Origin of the sequence: Oxalicibacterium sp., assembly GCF_035565035.1 — a bacterium.
In the GTDB taxonomy this organism is placed as follows: Bacteria; Pseudomonadota; Gammaproteobacteria; order Burkholderiales; family Burkholderiaceae_D; genus Oxalicibacterium.
Window position 1 is genome coordinate 54,724 of sequence record NZ_DATMTD010000011.1, and the last position, 17,033, is coordinate 71,756.

Consider the following 17,033-nt stretch of genomic DNA (forward strand, 5'->3'; position numbering starts at 1 on the left):
GGTCGAAACGCGACCTGCCTACGCTGATACCGACGACGATGCTGCCGCCATGTGTGCTGCAACGCGTATCGCTTCTAGCATGCTGCCGTGATCGGCCTGGCCGAGTCCTGCTGCAGCCAGATCGAGCGCAGTGCCATGATCGACCGATGTACGGATGATGGGGAGACCGAGCGTGATGTTGACGCCGAGACCGAAGCTCGCATACTTGAGCACCGGCAAACCCTGATCGTGATACATCGCCAGCACGCAATCGGCATGTTGCAGGTGACGTTGCTGGAATAGGGTATCGGCCGGATACGGGCCGTGCGCAGCGATGCCTTTTTTCTGCGCAGCCGCCAGCGCCGGTTTGATGATGTCGATTTCTTCGTGGCCAAGATAACCGTCTTCGCCTGCGTGCGGATTCAGTCCGGTAACAAGAATGCGCGGCTTTGCGATGCCGAATTTCTTTTGCAGCTCGGTGTGAATGATGTCGAGGATATCGGTCAGGCTGTCGAACGTGATTGCCGCCGCCACGTCCTTCAGCGCCAGATGCGTGGTTGCCAGCGCAACGCGCAACGGTTGTGGTGTGGCATTGGTCGCCAGCATCATGACGACCTGCGACGTCGCTGTTTTTTCCGCCAGATATTCCGTGTGACCGGTGAACGGTACGCCGGCGTCGTTGATGGTGCTTTTCTGCAGCGGCGCAGTCACGATGGCGTCGAAGTGACGTTGCAGCACACCGTCGATTGCCACATCGAGCGTCTGTAACACCGCACGACCGTTTTTTGCATCCAGCGTGCCTGCGACGACAGGCGCATTGAGCGGACAATCGATGACGGCCAGTTGATCACGCGGAAAACATGGCAGCCCTTCCTGCTGCATCGCCTGCACCGACAAGGCAGAAAGGCGAATCGCCGGATTGATCTCGGCTGCGAGCATTGCCAGAAAGGCGGCATCGCCGATCAGAACGCTTTTCACATCGGCACGCAATTCCCACGCAGCCCGGATCGAGATTTCCGGGCCGATGCCTGCGGGTTCCCCGCAGGTGATTGCAATTGTCGGGCGCTTGTTCATCGCATCTCCCGATTCGGGTGAAAAGGTATTACTGATCATTCAACCGGAATTCGACATAGGCCTGATCGCGTATCTGGCGAATCCAGTCCTGCGTCGCTTCTTCCAGTTTCCGTTCACGGATCGCCTGGCGTGCAGCGGCACGCTTGCGCTCCTGCGATACGTCATCGATCTTGCGTTCTTTTACCAGAATCAAATGGAAGCCGAACGGCGATTCAATCGGCTCGCTGACCTGTCCGACCTGTAGTTCATTCATTGCCCGCTCGAATTCCGGAACGGTATCTCCCGGATAGATCCAGCCGAGATCACCGCCCTTCGAAGCCGACAAGTCGTTGGAATACAGACGTGCAAGTTCTTCGAACGTTGCAGCGTGATTATCCAGACGCTGCTTGAGCTCAAGCAATTTGCGTTTTGCTTCCGCGGCCGAAACGACTTGATTCACCTTGATCAGGATATGGCTGGCATGCGTCTGTTGCACACTGACCGGCGCAGCCGTACCTTCTTCCGGGGCAGCGCTACGCATAACGCTTTGCGTACGTTTTCCGATCAGCTTGAGAATATGGAAACCGTTGCCGCTCTTGACCACAGGAGCAATCTGTCCTTGCTGCAAATTGGCAACCGCATCGACAAACAATTGCGGCAGGCGATCCTGCGAACGCCAACCCATGTCGCCGCCAGACAAGCCATCCGGCGCATCCGAATACGCTGCTGCAAGCTTGCCAAAATCCCCACCTGCATTCAACTGGGCAATGACCTCATCTGCGCGCTTCCGGCTCTCGGCAAGTTGCTGTTCCGTAGCATTCTCCGGTACGCGAATCAGGATTTGTCCGATATCCAGTTCCTGTGGAACGGCAGTCGACGTACCGCTGTGTTCAGCAAGATAGGCGTCGATTTCCGCATCCGAAATCTGGATCTTGTTATCGACCTCGAGTTCACGCAAACGCTGCGTCATCATTTCATTGCGAATGTCTTCGCGGAATTTTGCGTATTCCATGCCGTCCTGTTCCAGACGCTTGCGGAATTCCGACATCGACATTTTGTTTTGATCGGCGATTCTGGCGACGGCACGATCGAGCATCGCATCGTCAATCTTGATGCCGCGTTCTTTCGCCTTTTGCAATTGCGCACGTTCGACAATCATGCGCTCTATCAATTGTCGATGCAGTTGCTGTGGCGGCGGCATCTGGCCGCCTTGGCTTTTCAGACGATTTTCGATCACTTGCAGGCGCTGCAGAAACTCCTGCCGCGTAATCACATCGCTGTTGACGACGACAAGTATTGCATCGGACAGTCGCGGCTGTGCGCGTGCCGATGTGCTGCTTCCTGCTGGCGAAGTTGAACTGGTGCCTTGTGCATGTGCGACGAACGACATGCAACAGGTCGTCGCCACGAATACCAGCGCCTGACAGCAATGCGAGATTTGTTTCTGGATTCGATACATTGGATAGAAAATACTCATGGTTACTTACCGGATCGGTAGTCAGTCGGATTGAGTGATGGCTTGATAGCCGGGGATACTGGTTCGTAGTGCCGATAATGGATCAGAGCCAAGCTTGGTCAGTCCGCTCAGTTCCAGCTGGAAGAACAGGCTGGAATTGGATTCACCGGTGGATGTCGGGATGCGTTGTGCGACGATACGGAAAATCCAGCAATCGGCTTTGTATTCAAGGCCAAGCAGCCCCTCGGACAATCCATTCGCCGGCGGCACATTCAACGGCGTCGTATTACGCTCGGCATAATTGTTATCCAGCGAATAATTGACACGTGCCACACCGTACCAGCGATCTGCAATCGGCCATTGTCCGGATACGTCAATCTGGCGCAGCTCGTTCGGAACGTCGATGCGATAACTCAGATTCAATACTTTTTTCGGTTCCGGCCGCCAGCTAGCCGTATAGTTGGCACGCGTGACATCCTTCTGGGTCGCACTATATTGCACAGTCGCTTCCGTGCTGAACTCGTCGGAAAAACGAACCGCCACCGACGCCAGCAAATCGGATTTTGTATCGTTGCTGCTAACTTGCCCTGGAAGCGTCACGCGCTGGTCCTCGAAATAGAACCGCTGCCCCAAAGCGACGCGCAAGCGTTCAGCGCCGTCCGGTTCGATATAGCGAGATACCACAGCGGCTGTCAGCTGGTCGGCATCACTGATCCGGTCGTAACCGACGAAACGATTTTCACTGAATATCTGGGCAAAACTCAGATCGGCTTCGCCCGTATCGAAGATCGGCGTACGGCTCTGATCGCGATATGGGGTCTTCACATAAAACAGTCGTGGCTCCAGCGTCTGCGTCATGCTGTTGCCGAATAAACTGGCCTCACGCTCAAAAACCAGACCACTGTCCAACGAAAATGTCGGCAACGTATAGCCAGGGTTCGTGTCGTATGCGATGCCATTGTTGAACTGCGCGCCGGTGTTTTCCAGGTTGTAACTGGCGGCAGTCAACGACACCTTGGGCGTAATGAAATAGCTGGGACGTATGATCGGATACGAAATGGATGGATTGATAACGAAGCGATCGCCACGCACATAATCAGGATGCTGGAAATTGGTGGCCTGGACAGTAGTAGCCCAGTCAAATCCACCTACGTCGTATTGATTACCTCGCCAAGTTAATTGTGGAAGGCGATCGTACGGACGGGTGATGGGCGCATCAGGATCCTGCAGCACTTGGTAATTGGAAGCGCGTGCGGTCGCCGTCCAGAAACTTCCCGAATAATTAAAATAAAGATCGCGTAACAACAGTCGTTCCGTACTTGTTGCCAGATTTTGCGAAAAATCGCTCGGATAATCGTCATCCGATGCCGAATTAAGATTCCATCCAAACGATGCTTGTGGACTTAAACGCTGCTGGTGTAACGATGCAATCGAATAACGGTCCGTTTGCGTCTCTCTGTCATTCGACAAATATTCGAACCTGGTTTCACCCGAATAATCGTTATCCAGATAGCGCGCGTCGCCGCCGAGCAACAAGCCTCTACGAGCGATATATCGCGGTGACAAGGTGAAGTCGCGATTCGGTGCGATATTGAAATAATACGGCGCCATGACCTCCAAGCCGCCCCGGCTGCTCGAGCCGATGCTTGGCGCCAGAAATCCCGACTTACGCGCATCGGAAAGCGGAAACGTGATGTACGGTGTACCGACAATAGGTACGTCCTTGAAATAAATGACCGCAGAATTCGCCGTTCCGGTATCCGTCCCTTTGTCGAAGGACATGGTGTTCGATTTCAAATACCAATCAGGATCCGGTCCTTCACATGTGCTGTAGGTCCCGCTGCTGACGATCGCGCGATCCTGCGATTCAAAATCAATGCGATCGGCCGTGCCGTGCGCATTGTTTGCTTTCATGTGATAAGTCGGATTCGTGACATATCCCTGCCCCGAATCCATCTTGAAGCGCATCTTGTCGCCGGTATAACGATCGCCAAATCGTGTCATGCGCACGTTACCGTTGGCCTCGACCTCGTCTTCCTCGATCCAGTAGGTCGCATGATCTGAATTCACCGTCGTCCCGCCACGCACGATTTCCACATCGCGCTCAAGAACAATTTCCCGGTCGGGACGACCTGTCATTTGCTCCGCACTGACGTCCGTTTCCGCCTGGTCGTCCGCAGTTTTCTGCGTTGCCGATTGTGCGGCCGCCGGCAGCGCGAAGGCCGTCGCTGCCACCGCAGTGACCACCATCAGGGAACGTCGTGAGGGAAAAAGTGAAAAAAGCCAGGTCATGAAAATAAGTTTTTGGGTACCATCTCTGGCGATTTTTCGAATTGAATCCCTTATTATATGGGAACTCACTGTCTACAAACCGGATTACCCGCTCCCCTCATGTCTTTATCCACCCGCCCCGATTCCACCGACGACGCCCGCCTGACAGAACTGCAAAACTGGCTGTCATCGCTGCCAAACCCGCAACTGAAACCAGCCTCGCTGAGACCGGCTTCCGCCGATGCAAGTTTCCGCCGTTATTTCCGGATCGACGGCGCGGATAATGCCAGCTATATCGCCATGGACGCCCCGCCGCCGCAGGAAGATGTGCGCCCTTTCATCCATGTTGCCGGCGTCCTGGCCGAAACCGGGGTGTCCGTCCCCGCCATTTTGGCGCAGGATGTGGAACGCGGTTTTCTGCTGCTGTCTGATCTGGGGTCGACCACTTATCTGCAGCTGCTGACGCCCGACAACGCGCACAAGCTGTATATCGATGCAATCGACGCGCTGGTGTTGATGCAGGTCCACAGTAAACCGGCTGTCCTGCCCGAATACGACCGCGCGCTGCTGCTGCGTGAATTGATGCTTTTTCCTGAATGGTATGTCGGCAGGCATCTGGGCCTGACAATGACGGAAAAACAGACAGCGACATTGAACAAGATGTTCGACCTGCTGCTCTCCAACAACCTGGCGCAACCGCAGGTGTATGTGCACCGCGACTATCATTCGCGCAATCTGATGGTGCTGTCCGAAGGCAATCCCGGCATTCTCGATTTCCAGGATGCCGTCTACGGACCGATCACCTACGATCTTGTCTCGCTCCTCCGTGATGCCTATGTGCAATGGGACGAAGAAATCGTCCTCGACTGGGCCATCCGCTACTGGGAACGCGCCAAGCGTGCCGGCCTGCCGGTCAATCCGGATATCGATTCGTTCTATCGCGATTTCGAATTCATGGGCCTGCAGCGCCATTTGAAAGTGCTTGGCATCTTCGCGCGGCTTTATCACCGCGACGGCAAGGACGGCTATCTGAAAGACATTCCGCTCGTCATGGAATACACGCGCAAGGTCGCGCACCGTTACAAGGAACTCGCGCCGCTGGTCAAGCTGCTCGACGAACTGGAAGACAAGGCGCCGCAGGTCGGCTATACGTTCTGACATGCCCTCCTCCACACAAACATCGCGGCAAGAATGAAAGCAATGATCCTTGCCGCCGGACGCGGCGAAAGAATGCGTCCGCTGACCGACAGTTGTCCCAAGCCTCTGCTGAAAGTGCGCGGTCGCCCTTTGATCGTCTGGCACATCCTGAACCTGGTACGCGTCGGCATCGATGACATCGTCATCAACCACGCGCATCTCGGCAACATGATCGAAGAAGCATTGGGCAACGGTGAACAGTTCGGCGCGCGCATTACCTATTCGCCCGAGAGAACCGCGCTGGAAACCGCCGGCGGCATCGCCAAGGCGCGTCATTTGCTCGGCGACGAACCTTTCCTCGCCCTGGCAGCCGACATCTATTGCCCGCATTTCGATTTTGAACAGGCAAAAAGCGCGCTGGAGGACAATGACGTGTGGGGCAATCCGCATCCCGCCGACCGGCGCGATGTGGCATGGCTGTATCTCGTGAAGAATCCGGCGCACAATCCGAAAGGGGATTTCGCGCTGAACAGTTTTTCCATCGCCAATGAAGGCGAACCGCGCTACACATTTTCCGGCATCGGCGTGTATCGGCCGTCGATGTTCGACGCCATTACTGCCGGGGAACCGGCCAAACTGGCAACGTTGCTGCGCGAATATGCAGCGCGTGGCCAGGTTGGCGGAGAACTCTATCGCGGCGACTGGGCCGATGTCGGCACGCCGCTGCGACTGGATGAACTGAATGCACCACTGACAGGGAAACCAAGATGAAAACCTATGCCGATCGACGCACGTCGCTACTGCAGCAAATGCAGGCCAAGGGCGGCGGCATCGCCATCATCCCGACCGCGCCGGAAGTCATGCGCAACCGCGACGCCGATTATCCGTATCGACACGACAGCTATTTTTACTACCTGTCCGGCTTCACCGAACCGGAAGCCGTCATCGTGCTGGTCTGCGGTGAGAACGGCAATCAAAGCATCCTGTTCTGCCGCGAGAAAAACATGGAGCGCGAAATCTGGGATGGTTTTCGCTACGGCCCCGACACCGCACGTGCCCACTTCGGCTTCGACGCCGCCTATCCGATCGCGGCACTGGATACCGAGCTGCCGAAATTGATGGAAAATGCGCCTGCATTGTTTTACGCACTCGGCAGCAACGACAAGCTCGATGCGCAGGTACAGCGCTGGCTGCAGAGCGTGCGGGCCCAAGCGCGTGCCGGCGTTGTACCGCCAGCCTCCGCCTATGACGTCCAAGTGCTGCTGGATGAAATGCGTCTGAAAAAAGACGCGACCGAAATCGACATCATGCAACGTTCGGCCGACATTGCAGCAAGCGCCCATCGTCGCGCCATGCGAACCGCAAAACCCGGCCTGCGCGAATATCATCTGGAAGCGGAAATCCTGCACGAATTCCGCACGAACGGCTCGCAATACCCGGCCTATGGTTCGATCGTCGCCACCGGCGCAAACGCCTGCGTGCTGCACTATCGCGCCAGCGACGCGGAACTGAAAGACGGCGACCTCGTTCTGATCGATGCCGGCTGCGAACTCGACAGTTACGCATCCGACATCACGCGCACTTTTCCTGCCAACGGAAAATTCTCCGGCCCGCAAAAAGAACTGTACGAAATCGTGCTCGCATCGCAAATAGCTGCAATCAAGGAAACACGTCCCGGCAAGCGCTTCATGGACGGTCACGATGCCGCTGTCAGTGTGCTCACGCAAGGCATGCTCGATACCGGACTGCTCGACAAGAACAAGGTCGGTTCACTCGACGATGCGATTGAAACACGCGCCTACAGCCAGTTCTACATGCACCGTACCGGCCACTGGCTCGGCATGGACGTGCACGACGTCGGCGATTATCGCGATGCCTACCTGAATGGCACCGAACGACCTTGGCGCACGCTGCAGCCCGGCATGATATTGACGGTCGAGCCCGGCATTTACGTTCGCCCCGCCGAAGGCGTGCCGGAACAATACTGGAACATCGGTATTCGCATCGAAGACGATGCGCTGGTGACGGAAGGGGACGCACATATCCTTAGCGAAGCCGCCCCCAAGACTGTGGCCGATATCGAAGCGCTGATGAAGCACTGATGGAAACCGGGCAAGCCATGCACATTGACTTCGACGTCGCCATCTGCGGCGCCGGTCCTGTCGGATTGACGCTGGCCGTTTCACTTGTCAAACATGGCGTACCGGCAAATCGCATCGCGGTCATCGATGCAAAGACCGTCGAACAAAGCGCGCGCGATCCGCGCTCAATTGCATTGTCGTACGGCAGTCGACAGCTTCTGGAGTCCGTCGGCGCATGGCCGATTGCAGCGACTTCCATTCACGACATCCATGTCTCGCGTCGCGGCCATTTCGGACGTACATTGATCGATCGCGCCAATTACGAATTGCCGGCACTGGGTTACGTCACACGCTATGGCGACATCGTTTCTGCGCTCAACAAGCAGGCTGCTGCGCTGGATATTTCACTGATCCGACCGGTATCCATCATTGCCGTGGAAGAAAATACTGATGAAGCCAACGTTCGTTTCAGCAATCGTGCCGATCTTCACGCCGCTATCGTGGTGCAGGCAGAAGGCGGTGTGTTTTCCGAACAGGGCAGGAAATCTGTGCATCGCGATTACGCCCAAACTGCCATCGTCGCGCACGTCAGGACAAGCGAACCGATTGCGCATCGCGCCTTCGAACGATTTACGGATGAAGGCCCGCTGGCCTTGTTGCCCCAGGATGAAGGTTATGCGTTGGTCTGGTGTGTGCATCCCGACACTGCGTCCCGCTTGATGGCATGTCAGGATGCGCAGTTTCTTGTCGCCCTGAACAAGGCATTTGGTACGCGACTCGGCAGATTTTCCGCATGCACGCCGCGCAACGCGTTTCCTCTGGGATTGAATGCGCAACCCGCCGTTTCGCAACGCACGATTGCAATTGGCAATGCCGCACAGACGCTGCATCCGGTCGCCGGACAAGGCCTCAATCTGGGACTGCGTGATGCGGTGATGCTGGCCAGGACGTTATTCCGAAAAATGGATGTCTCGGCGTTGCAGGAATTTGCAGCTCAGCGGCGGCTTGATCGCAACGTTACAATTCACCTGACCGATATCATGGCGAGGGTATTCGCCAGTTCGCCGGCAGGAACGCTTTCCCAAGCGTTGCTCGGGCTGTCTCTGGGCTTGGCGGACGGCATTCGTCCTGCCAAACGTTTGCTGGCGGAACAGATGATGTTCGGGCGACGACACTGACTTGCGCAATCGACATTAGCCAATAAAAAATCCGCCACTCAGGCGGATTTTTTATTGATCGTGCGAACAGTCGACTCAGGAACTGTTATTCATCGTTCAAACTACATGAATACAAACTGCATTCACACCGAGCAACGTCTGTATTACACGCATCAAACGCCGACTTCCGCGCGCTGAAATTCGGCCCAATTCACGTTCGCCGCTTTCTTTGCGCCACCTTCGGTCATCGTTTCAAAACAACGCGCCTTCGTGGTTTGAATCGCATCGATCAGAAAATCCGCGTCATAGACTTTCAACAGGTGCGACTGATGCGTTTCCATGTATTTCTTGATGCGATCACGCTCGCTATCCAGACTCTGCAGCGTATGGAAAACTTCATCGTCCCAGTGCCAGCTCAGGCCAAGCTCATAGAAAGCTGCGTTGTAGGCAGCGAGGTGACATTCGACGGCATCGCGAATCGGGCATTGCTCAAGTGCGGAATTGATCATTGCACTCTCCTTCTATAGTGTGTGCATCTGTCATTTGCAGAAACAGCCCGCGCATCTTTTGCAGACTTCAGGTGCATCGTATGCCGTTTAAATTATTACGTATAGTTAAAGTATTTAATAACCATCATTACCTATACTTTATGTAATAAGCAGGACACTTTAAGAGAAGGGACAATAAAATCCTTTGTTTACATGCACTTACGGGAACATTCAAATAATGGGCGACAACGAACGTTCGCGTTTCGTCCGGATGCACGATGCCTTTCTTTATGCGATGTCGGTAATTTGCATCATCACGAATCGCTTTTTTTCGGCGACGTTGTTTCACCACACAAGAGGATTTCTGAAAAAATGGAGATCGACGGTTACGTCGATAACGTCTCTTCTGTCGGCGATGCATCATCAAACACGACACGGTCGGCACCGCTCAACAACAGGAAATGCCTGCCACTGCAACGCGCGATGAGAGACATTTTCAGACGTTCCGCCATCATGTGTCCCATCTGTGTTGCGCCAGAGCGGGATAACAGGAATGGAATGCCCATCTGCGCGCCTTTCATCACCATCTCGGAAGTCAGGCGTCCGGTCGTGTAAAAAATCTTGTCATCGCCGCGCGTGTCGTCAAACCACATCTTGCCTGCGATCGCATCGACCGCGTTATGCCTGCCGACGTCTTCGGCAAAATGAATCAACTCGCCGTCCGCCGAGAACAACGCACAGCCATGCACCGAGCCCGCCTGCTTGTACACGGAACGATGCGTCCGTACGGTTTCGATGACTTTGTACAACGTGGATTGACGCAAACGCGCATCCGGCGACAACGTGATGGAATCGACTTCATCCATCAATCCGCCGAATACAGTTCCCTCGCCGCTGCCGGTCGTGACCGTACGCTTCGTCGTCCGCTCGTCGATATTATCGACACCATTGCGCGTCACAACGACGGCGGCGTCGACATCCCAATCCACCTGAACCGACAGGATGTCTTCGATGTTCCTGACGAACCGCTGGTTACGCAGGTAACCGAGCGTCAATGCTTCCGGTGCACCGCCCAGTGTCATCAGCGTCACCAGCTCGCGCTTGTCCAAATAGATCGTCAATGGTTGCTCGGCCGGGATCGCTACGATCGATACGCGGCCGCGCTCATCCATGACTTCGACGTCATGGGTCAGTTTGCGGACGGCATTGGACAAGGTCGGACGGTTGATACTCATGGGAATGATGTGAGAGGACAGACAAGAAAGATACTCGTACATGCCATGCCATTGCAATGAACAAACGCCATGCAATGCTTCTGAATGAAGAAACCGGCACTGACTGCGAGAGCCAGTGCCGGTTTTTTTACGGCGAACTACCTGTTACCGTTCTCAGCGATTACTGCGCTGCCATGCTGCTGGTCAGATTGACCAGTGCCTGACCGCCACCGTAACTGCTTTGTACCGGAGGCGTACCGCCAAGCGTGATGCGAATTGCGCAGTACTTGAATTCCGGAATTTTGCCGAACGGATCCAGCGCTGCATTCGTCAGCCGGTTAATTGCCGCTTCGTAGTAGCAGAACGGTACGAAAACAGCACCGCGCGGCGAACTGTCATCGGCACGTGCATACAGCGTAACCTGACCGCGACGCGATTCCAGCGTGATCAGATCGCCCGGCTTGCCGCCCATTGCAACCAGATCCAATGGATGGATCAGTGCGATTGGATCCGGTTCGATCGAATCGAGCACCGTCGCACGACGCGTCATACTGCCGGTATGCCAGTGTTCCAGTTGACGTCCGGTGATCAGGACCATCGGGAACTCGGTGTCAGGACGCTCGTTCGCAGGAATGATGTCCGCCGGCACAAAGCGTGCACGACCGGATTCACGCGGGAACTCGTCAACGAACACGACAGGATCACCTGGATCGCCTTCCTTCAGGCATGGATAGGTGACTGCATCTTCACGTTCCAGACGATCCCACGTAATGCCGGCGATGCTTGGCATCGTGTGACGCATTTCATCGAACACTTCGGAGACGTGCGTGTAGTTCCAGTCGCAGCCTAGACGCTGACCCATTTGCTGGATGATCCACAGATCCTGCTTGGCTTCGCCCGGCGGATTGATAGCTTGGCGGCCCATCTGCACGATACGGTCGGTGTTGGTGAACGTACCGGTTTTTTCAGGGAACGCGCTGGCCGGCAGAATCACGTCGGCCAGATAGGCGGTTTCGGTCAGGAAGATGTCCTGCACGACGAGGTGGTCCAGCGCTGCCAGTGCTTCACGTGCATGGTTCGCATCCGGATCCGACATCGCAGGGTTCTCACCCTGAACGTACAGACCACGAATCTTGCCGTCGGTGATCGCATGCATGATTTCGACCACGGTCAAACCCGGATTCGGATCGAGCTGCTCGACCGGCATGTTCCATGCCTTCGCGAACGTTGCGCGGATCTTCTCATCGTTGACCGGCTGGTAATCCGGATAGACCATCGGGATCAGGCCTGCATCGGATGCACCCTGCACGTTGTTCTGACCACGCAGCGGATGCAAGCCGGTACCAGGACGACCGATCTGACCGGTCATCAGCGCCAGTGCGATCAGGCAGCGTGCATTGTCGGTACCGTGAACGTGTTGCGAAACGCCCATGCCCCACAGGATCATCGAGCCTTTCGACGTTGCATACAGACGCGCAACGTAGCGCAGCGTTTCTGCATCGATGCCGCAGATCGGCGCCATCAGTTCAGGCGTGTAGCCTTCGACGTTCTTGCGCAGTTCTTCGTAACCAATGGTGCGGCTTTCGATAAAGTCCTTGTCGACCAGATTTTCGGTCACGATGACGTTCATCATTGCATTCAGCATTGCGACGTCGGTATCTGCCTTGAACTGCATGAAGCGGTGAGCGATACGCGACATTTCCGAACGACGTGGATCGCAGACGATCAGCTTGGTGCCGTTACGAACCGCGTTCTTGATCCAGGTTGCAGCAACCGGATGGTTGACGGTCGGGTTGGCACCAATGACGATGACAACTTCTGCCTTGGTGACGTCCATCACCGGATTGGACACCGCACCGGAACCGATACCTTCCAGCAACGCGACAACCGACGATGCGTGGCACAAGCGCGTGCAGTGATCGACGTTATTGCTGCCGAAACCGGTACGAACCAGTTTCTGGAACAAGTAGGCTTCTTCGTTGCTGCCTTTTGCGGAGCCGAAACCCGCCAGCGCTTTCTTGCCGTGCGTGTCGCGAATCTTGACGAAGTTGCCTGCGGCGACTTCGAGTGCTTCTTCCCAGGTCGCTTCACGGAACACTTCCATCACACGATCCGGATCCATCACGAAGTCGCCATTCTTCGGTGCATCGGCACGACGAATCAGCGGCTTGGTCAGACGGTGCGGGTGGTTTGCATAGTCGAAACCGTAACGGCCCTTGACGCACAGACGTGCGTGGTTGGCAGGACCATCGCGACCCTCGACGTACAGAATCTTGTTGTCCTTGACGTTGTAGGTCAGTTGGCAACCGACGCCGCAGTATGGGCAAACGGACGAAACCTGTTTGTCCGGAACGTTCATTGCGACATCGCGTGCCGGCATCAGAGCACCGGTCGGGCATGCCTGGACGCATTCGCCGCAGGCGACGCAAGTCGATGCACCCATCGGGTCATCCATGTCGAACACGATCTTCGCGTGATCACCGCGGAATGCGAGACCGATCACGTCATTGACCTGTTCGTCGCGGCATGCGCGCACGCAACGCGTGCATTGGATACATGCATCAAGATTGACGCTCATTGCAGGGTGCGAGAAGTCAGGAGCAACGCGGTCGCGTGGAGCAAAACGTGGCTTGCCCACTTTCATCTTGGCAGCCCACTCGTCGACTTCGTTGTGACGGGTGTAATCGGCTTCAGGCATATCGGACGACAGCAGTTCCAGCACCATTTTCTGCGCTGCAATCGAGCGATCGCTTTCGGTATTGACCTTCATGCCGTTGACCGGATTGCGGCAGCACGACGGCGCGAGGACGCGCTCGCCGTTGATTTCCACCACACATGCGCGGCAGTTGCCGGCGGTGTCCATGCCGTCCTTGTAGCACAGATGTGGAATCTCGATGCCTTCACGCTTGGCAATCGTCAGAATCGTATCCGTCGCGCGACCGGTTACTTCGCGGCCGTTCAATTCGAAGGTTACGGTCGGCACATCCAGCTGTGCCATTTCGTTTCGGGTAATTGCGTTCATTTTCTCTTCACCTTATTCCGTGGCGTTAAGCCAACTCATGCGGGAAATACTTGACGACACAGTCGACCGGATTCGGCGCCGCCTGACCCAGACCGCAGATCGAAGCGTCGCGCATGACTTGCGACAATTCTTCCAGCAAGCCGGTGTCCCACTTTGCTTCCTTGATCAGTGCAGACGTCTTCGCAGTACCGACGCGGCACGGTGTGCATTGACCGCACGACTCGTGCTTGAAGAATTCCATCATGTTACGTGCTGCCTGCACCGCGGTGTCCTTGTCGGACAACACGATGACTGCCGCCGAACCGATGAAGCAGCCATACGGTTGCAACGTGTCGAAGTCGAGCGGAATGTTGTTCATCGATGCAGGCAGAATACCGCCCGAAGCGCCACCCGGCAGATAGCCGTAGAACTTCTGGCCATCCAGCATGCCGCCGCAGAATTCGTCGATCAGTTCCTGGATCGTGACGCCGGCTGGTGCCAGCTTGACGCCTGGATTCTTCACGCGACCGGACACGGAATACGAACGCAAACCCTTGCGGCCGTTACGACCGTGCGATGTAAACCACGCACCGCCTTTTTCCAGAATATCGCGCACCCAGTACAACGTTTCGAAGTTGTGTTCCAGCGTCGGACGACCGAACAAACCGACTTGCGCCACATAAGGTGGACGCAGACGCGGCATGCCGCGCTTGCCTTCGATCGACTCGATCATTGCGGATTCTTCACCGCAGATGTACGCACCAGCGCCGCGACGCAGGAAAATTTCCGGCATGTTTGGAATCGGCGGATTGGCTTTCAGCTTCGCGACCTCCGCTTCCAGCATGGCACGGCAGCCGTGGTATTCGTCACGCAGATAAATATAGATGGTCTGGATATCGACCGCCCACGCAGCGATCAACATGCCTTCGAGGAATCGGTGCGGATCCTTTTCCAGATAGACGCGATCCTTGAACGTACCTGGCTCGCCTTCGTCGATGTTGACCGCCATCAGACGCGGGCCTTTTTCATTACGCACGATGCGCCACTTGCGGCCCGACGGGAAACCTGCGCCGCCCAGGCCGCGCAAACCGGAATCTTCCATCGTCTTGATGACGGATTCGACGTCACGTTCGCCGCTGACGCATTGCTTCAGCAGTGCGTAGCCATCCGCTTTTTGATATTCAGCGAAATCGACGATTTCACCCGCTGGCTGTGTCAGCTGGTTGTTGCCGACGGCGGCTTCCACTGCTTCCGTCGTCGCATGAATAATCGGGTTCTGGTGAACGACGGCAACCGGTGCCTGTTCGCAGCGGCCCACGCAAGGTGCCGCGATCACGCGTACTTCCTTGCCGAGAATTTTTGGCAGCTTGGCCAGCAGATCTTTTGCGCCGGCCATTTCGCACGACAAGCCGTCGCAAACGCGAACGGTCAATGCCTGCGGTGCCGTATCGCCTTCCTTGACGATATCGAAGTGGTGGTAGAAGCTGGCAACTTCATAAACTTCAGTCTGAGCCAGACGCATTTCCTTGGCCAGTGCTGCCAGATGCGCAGAAGACAAATGACCGAACTTGTCCTGAATCTTGTGCAGGTGTTCGATCAGCAGATCCGGCTGACGCGACTCTTCGCCCAGCAATGCCTGCACTTCTTCCAGTGCAACCGGATCAACGCGACGACCTTTCGGTGCCTGCCGTTTGCGCTCCTTCGTGTTGACAATTTCCTGCACTGCAATTGGAATGACTTTGTGGTTCATGATTGTTCCTAAATCAGCGTACAAACTTGAAGAGCATCTGCTCCTCAATACCATTTTCATGCTTTGCTACAACCGGCAAACATTGAATTCCTGTTGCCGCCACCATCCGGTACTACCGATATCTTCGTTTATGCGCTGATTGCAATCAGGTTCAGCGCACGTAACGACCATCCTTGCCTATCAATGTCAGCTCGACAAAATTGCTGCCTGTGTGGTCTTTCTCGCTATAACTGAGCGACACTCCGCCCATGTCCACACGCTGCATTGTTTCCATTGCGCGCACCAGACTGTCGCGCGTCAAATTGCGACCGGCGCGTCGCAATCCTTCCACCATTACTTTTGCAGACAGATAACCTTCCATGCCGGCATAAGACACTGTTGCATTCGTCGCCTTCGCCGCCGCCTGGAATTCCTGTCCCAGGATCGTCGTCGACAGATTTGGTGGCGGGGTGATCTGCGATACCACGACACCCGCTGCATCCGCACCCAAATCCTGGATGAAATCCTTCGACGAATTGTTCGACAGGGTCATGATCTGCATCCTGCCGCCCCGCGCGCGAATCGCCTTGATCACGTCCACTGTATTTGCACCTGAACTCACGATAATCAGTGCGTCCGGCGCCTCCGAAACCAGCTTCTGTGCAACCCCATCCACATTCGGCTTCAACCGCGGGAAGATTTCAATAAAAGCCGGCTTCAGTCGAAACTCCGCCATGCCCTTGTTGAAACCGTTCAACCCGTCGAGTCCGAGTGCGTCGTCCTTCTCGTACGTCAACAAACCGATGCTTTTCATGCCCAGCGTGTTGAAGTGTTCAATCGCCTTGATCACTTCATCCTGATACTTCGCCCGGACATTGAAAACCAACCGGTTTACCGGCACATGCAGGCTTTCTGCTCCTGTGCTCGGTGCAATCAATGGCACCTTGTGCGCGTTCAGCTCCGGAAGGATTGCCAGGGTCTGCGGCGTGCCGCGACTCTGAAACAATGCAAAAACCCGGTCCTTCTCTATCAGCGCCTTGGCATTTGCGGCCGATTTCTCGGGCAGATACTGATCATCCAGCGTGCGTAATTCAATCTTGCGTCCATTGACGCCGCCCTGCTTGTTGACCGCCGCCAGATAGGCACGCGCGCCTTCATTCATTTCCTTGACGGTTCCGGCTAGCGTCCCCGTTACACCGATCGTCTGTCCAATCAGAACGGTGGATTCCGTTACGCCATCTTCAGCTACCGCCAACTGCGAGACACCGGCCAACATGGCCAGCACCGACAAACATCGCAACGTGCTTTTTTTCATTGTCTCCCCTCCAGGAAGCCGTATATATGCTTTTTTTAGCATAACTTTGGCCTTTTCAGGTGCGCGTATCTTATCGACGGCGTCACCCACTCACATTGACCGAGGTCAATTTTTTCACATGATCTCGCGTGCATATATCAAATTGGCCTTCA

The 17,033-nt window shown here is 55.7% G+C and carries 12 protein-coding genes; 4 read left to right on the forward strand and 8 right to left on the reverse strand.

Annotated features, from left to right (window positions below; genetic code table 11):
• Positions 1-18 precede the first annotated feature (18 nt).
• Genes pdxA through VN114_RS01115 form a run of 3 tightly spaced genes read right to left on the reverse strand, consistent with a single transcriptional unit; the run spans position 19 to position 4,780 of the window.
• Positions 19-1,053 carry a 4-hydroxythreonine-4-phosphate dehydrogenase PdxA gene (gene pdxA / locus VN114_RS01105; protein ID WP_325511118.1) on the reverse strand — a complete coding sequence of 345 codons (1,035 nt, stop codon included), beginning with the start codon at positions 1,051-1,053 and terminating at the stop codon, positions 19-21.
• Between the two features lie 28 nt (positions 1,054-1,081).
• Entirely contained in the window at positions 1,082-2,509 is a 1,428-nt protein-coding gene (locus tag VN114_RS01110) for a peptidylprolyl isomerase (RefSeq protein ID WP_325511120.1), read from the reverse strand.
• 21 nt (positions 2,510-2,530) lie between these two features.
• Complete coding sequence (locus tag VN114_RS01115) at positions 2,531-4,780, reverse strand: LPS-assembly protein LptD (protein ID WP_325511122.1); 2,250 nt, start codon at positions 4,778-4,780, stop codon at positions 2,531-2,533.
• 99 nt (positions 4,781-4,879) lie between these two features.
• On the opposite strand from VN114_RS01115, the gene VN114_RS01120 reads away from it, so the two are divergent.
• Genes VN114_RS01120 through VN114_RS01135 form a run of 4 tightly spaced genes read left to right on the forward strand, consistent with a single transcriptional unit; the run spans position 4,880 to position 9,155 of the window.
• On the forward strand, positions 4,880-5,917 hold the full coding sequence (locus VN114_RS01120; protein WP_325511124.1) for an aminoglycoside phosphotransferase family protein: 1,038 nt from the start codon (positions 4,880-4,882) through the stop codon (positions 5,915-5,917).
• A gap of 33 nt (positions 5,918-5,950) precedes the next feature.
• A complete protein-coding gene (murU, locus tag VN114_RS01125) occupies positions 5,951-6,667 on the forward strand; it encodes an N-acetylmuramate alpha-1-phosphate uridylyltransferase MurU (RefSeq protein ID WP_325511126.1) in 717 nt (238 codons plus the stop codon).
• Positions 6,664-7,998, forward strand: a complete 1,335-nt coding sequence (locus VN114_RS01130) for an aminopeptidase P N-terminal domain-containing protein (RefSeq protein WP_325511128.1) — start codon at positions 6,664-6,666, stop codon at positions 7,996-7,998. Before murU ends, VN114_RS01130 begins: the two co-directional genes overlap by 4 nt.
• A gap of 17 nt (positions 7,999-8,015) precedes the next feature.
• On the forward strand, positions 8,016-9,155 hold the full coding sequence (locus VN114_RS01135; protein WP_325511130.1) for a UbiH/UbiF/VisC/COQ6 family ubiquinone biosynthesis hydroxylase: 1,140 nt from the start codon (positions 8,016-8,018) through the stop codon (positions 9,153-9,155).
• A 152-nt stretch (positions 9,156-9,307) separates the two neighbouring features.
• On the opposite strand, the gene VN114_RS01140 is transcribed toward VN114_RS01135, so the two are convergent.
• The 5 genes from VN114_RS01140 to VN114_RS01160 all read right to left on the reverse strand — a co-directional run bounded on the left by VN114_RS01140 (position 9,308) and on the right by VN114_RS01160 (position 16,881).
• Positions 9,308-9,643 (reverse strand): hypothetical protein, encoded by a 336-nt coding sequence (locus tag VN114_RS01140; RefSeq protein ID WP_325511132.1) that lies wholly within the window; start codon positions 9,641-9,643, stop codon positions 9,308-9,310.
• 365 nt (positions 9,644-10,008) lie between these two features.
• The gene (locus VN114_RS01145) at positions 10,009-10,857 is read right to left on the reverse strand and encodes a formate dehydrogenase accessory sulfurtransferase FdhD (RefSeq protein WP_414694177.1); all 849 of its coding nucleotides are present in this window, start codon (positions 10,855-10,857) and stop codon (positions 10,009-10,011) included.
• A 160-nt stretch (positions 10,858-11,017) separates the two neighbouring features.
• A complete protein-coding gene (fdhF, locus tag VN114_RS01150) occupies positions 11,018-13,858 on the reverse strand; it encodes a formate dehydrogenase subunit alpha (protein WP_325511135.1) in 2,841 nt (946 codons plus the stop codon).
• A 25-nt stretch (positions 13,859-13,883) separates the two neighbouring features.
• Entirely contained in the window at positions 13,884-15,587 is a 1,704-nt protein-coding gene (locus VN114_RS01155; protein ID WP_325511136.1) for an NADH-ubiquinone oxidoreductase-F iron-sulfur binding region domain-containing protein, read from the reverse strand.
• Positions 15,588-15,738: 151 nt separating this feature from the next.
• Positions 15,739-16,881, reverse strand: a complete 1,143-nt coding sequence (locus tag VN114_RS01160) for an ABC transporter substrate-binding protein (protein ID WP_325511138.1) — start codon at positions 16,879-16,881, stop codon at positions 15,739-15,741.
• Positions 16,882-17,033: the final 152 nt, after the last annotated feature.

What these genes read in the sequence shown, in the direction of transcription:
- VN114_RS01115 (WP_325511122.1), bottom strand. Translation starts at nt 4,780, where the DNA reads ATGACCTGGCTTTTTTCACTTTTTCCCTCACGACGTTCCCTGATGGTG.
- pdxA (WP_325511118.1), bottom strand. Translation starts at nt 1,053, where the DNA reads ATGAACAAGCGCCCGACAATTGCAATCACCTGCGGGGAACCCGCAGGC.
- VN114_RS01145 (WP_414694177.1), bottom strand. Translation starts at nt 10,857, where the DNA reads ATGAGTATCAACCGTCCGACCTTGTCCAATGCCGTCCGCAAACTGACC.
- murU (WP_325511126.1), top strand. Translation starts at nt 5,951, where the DNA reads ATGAAAGCAATGATCCTTGCCGCCGGACGCGGCGAAAGAATGCGTCCG.
- VN114_RS01140 (WP_325511132.1), bottom strand. Translation starts at nt 9,643, where the DNA reads ATGATCAATTCCGCACTTGAGCAATGCCCGATTCGCGATGCCGTCGAA.
- VN114_RS01160 (WP_325511138.1), bottom strand. Translation starts at nt 16,881, where the DNA reads ATGAAAAAAAGCACGTTGCGATGTTTGTCGGTGCTGGCCATGTTGGCC.
- VN114_RS01130 (WP_325511128.1), top strand. Translation starts at nt 6,664, where the DNA reads ATGAAAACCTATGCCGATCGACGCACGTCGCTACTGCAGCAAATGCAG.
- VN114_RS01135 (WP_325511130.1), top strand. Translation starts at nt 8,016, where the DNA reads ATGCACATTGACTTCGACGTCGCCATCTGCGGCGCCGGTCCTGTCGGA.
- fdhF (WP_325511135.1), bottom strand. Translation starts at nt 13,858, where the DNA reads ATGAACGCAATTACCCGAAACGAAATGGCACAGCTGGATGTGCCGACC.
- VN114_RS01155 (WP_325511136.1), bottom strand. Translation starts at nt 15,587, where the DNA reads ATGAACCACAAAGTCATTCCAATTGCAGTGCAGGAAATTGTCAACACG.
- VN114_RS01120 (WP_325511124.1), top strand. Translation starts at nt 4,880, where the DNA reads ATGTCTTTATCCACCCGCCCCGATTCCACCGACGACGCCCGCCTGACA.
- VN114_RS01110 (WP_325511120.1), bottom strand. Translation starts at nt 2,509, where the DNA reads ATGAGTATTTTCTATCCAATGTATCGAATCCAGAAACAAATCTCGCAT.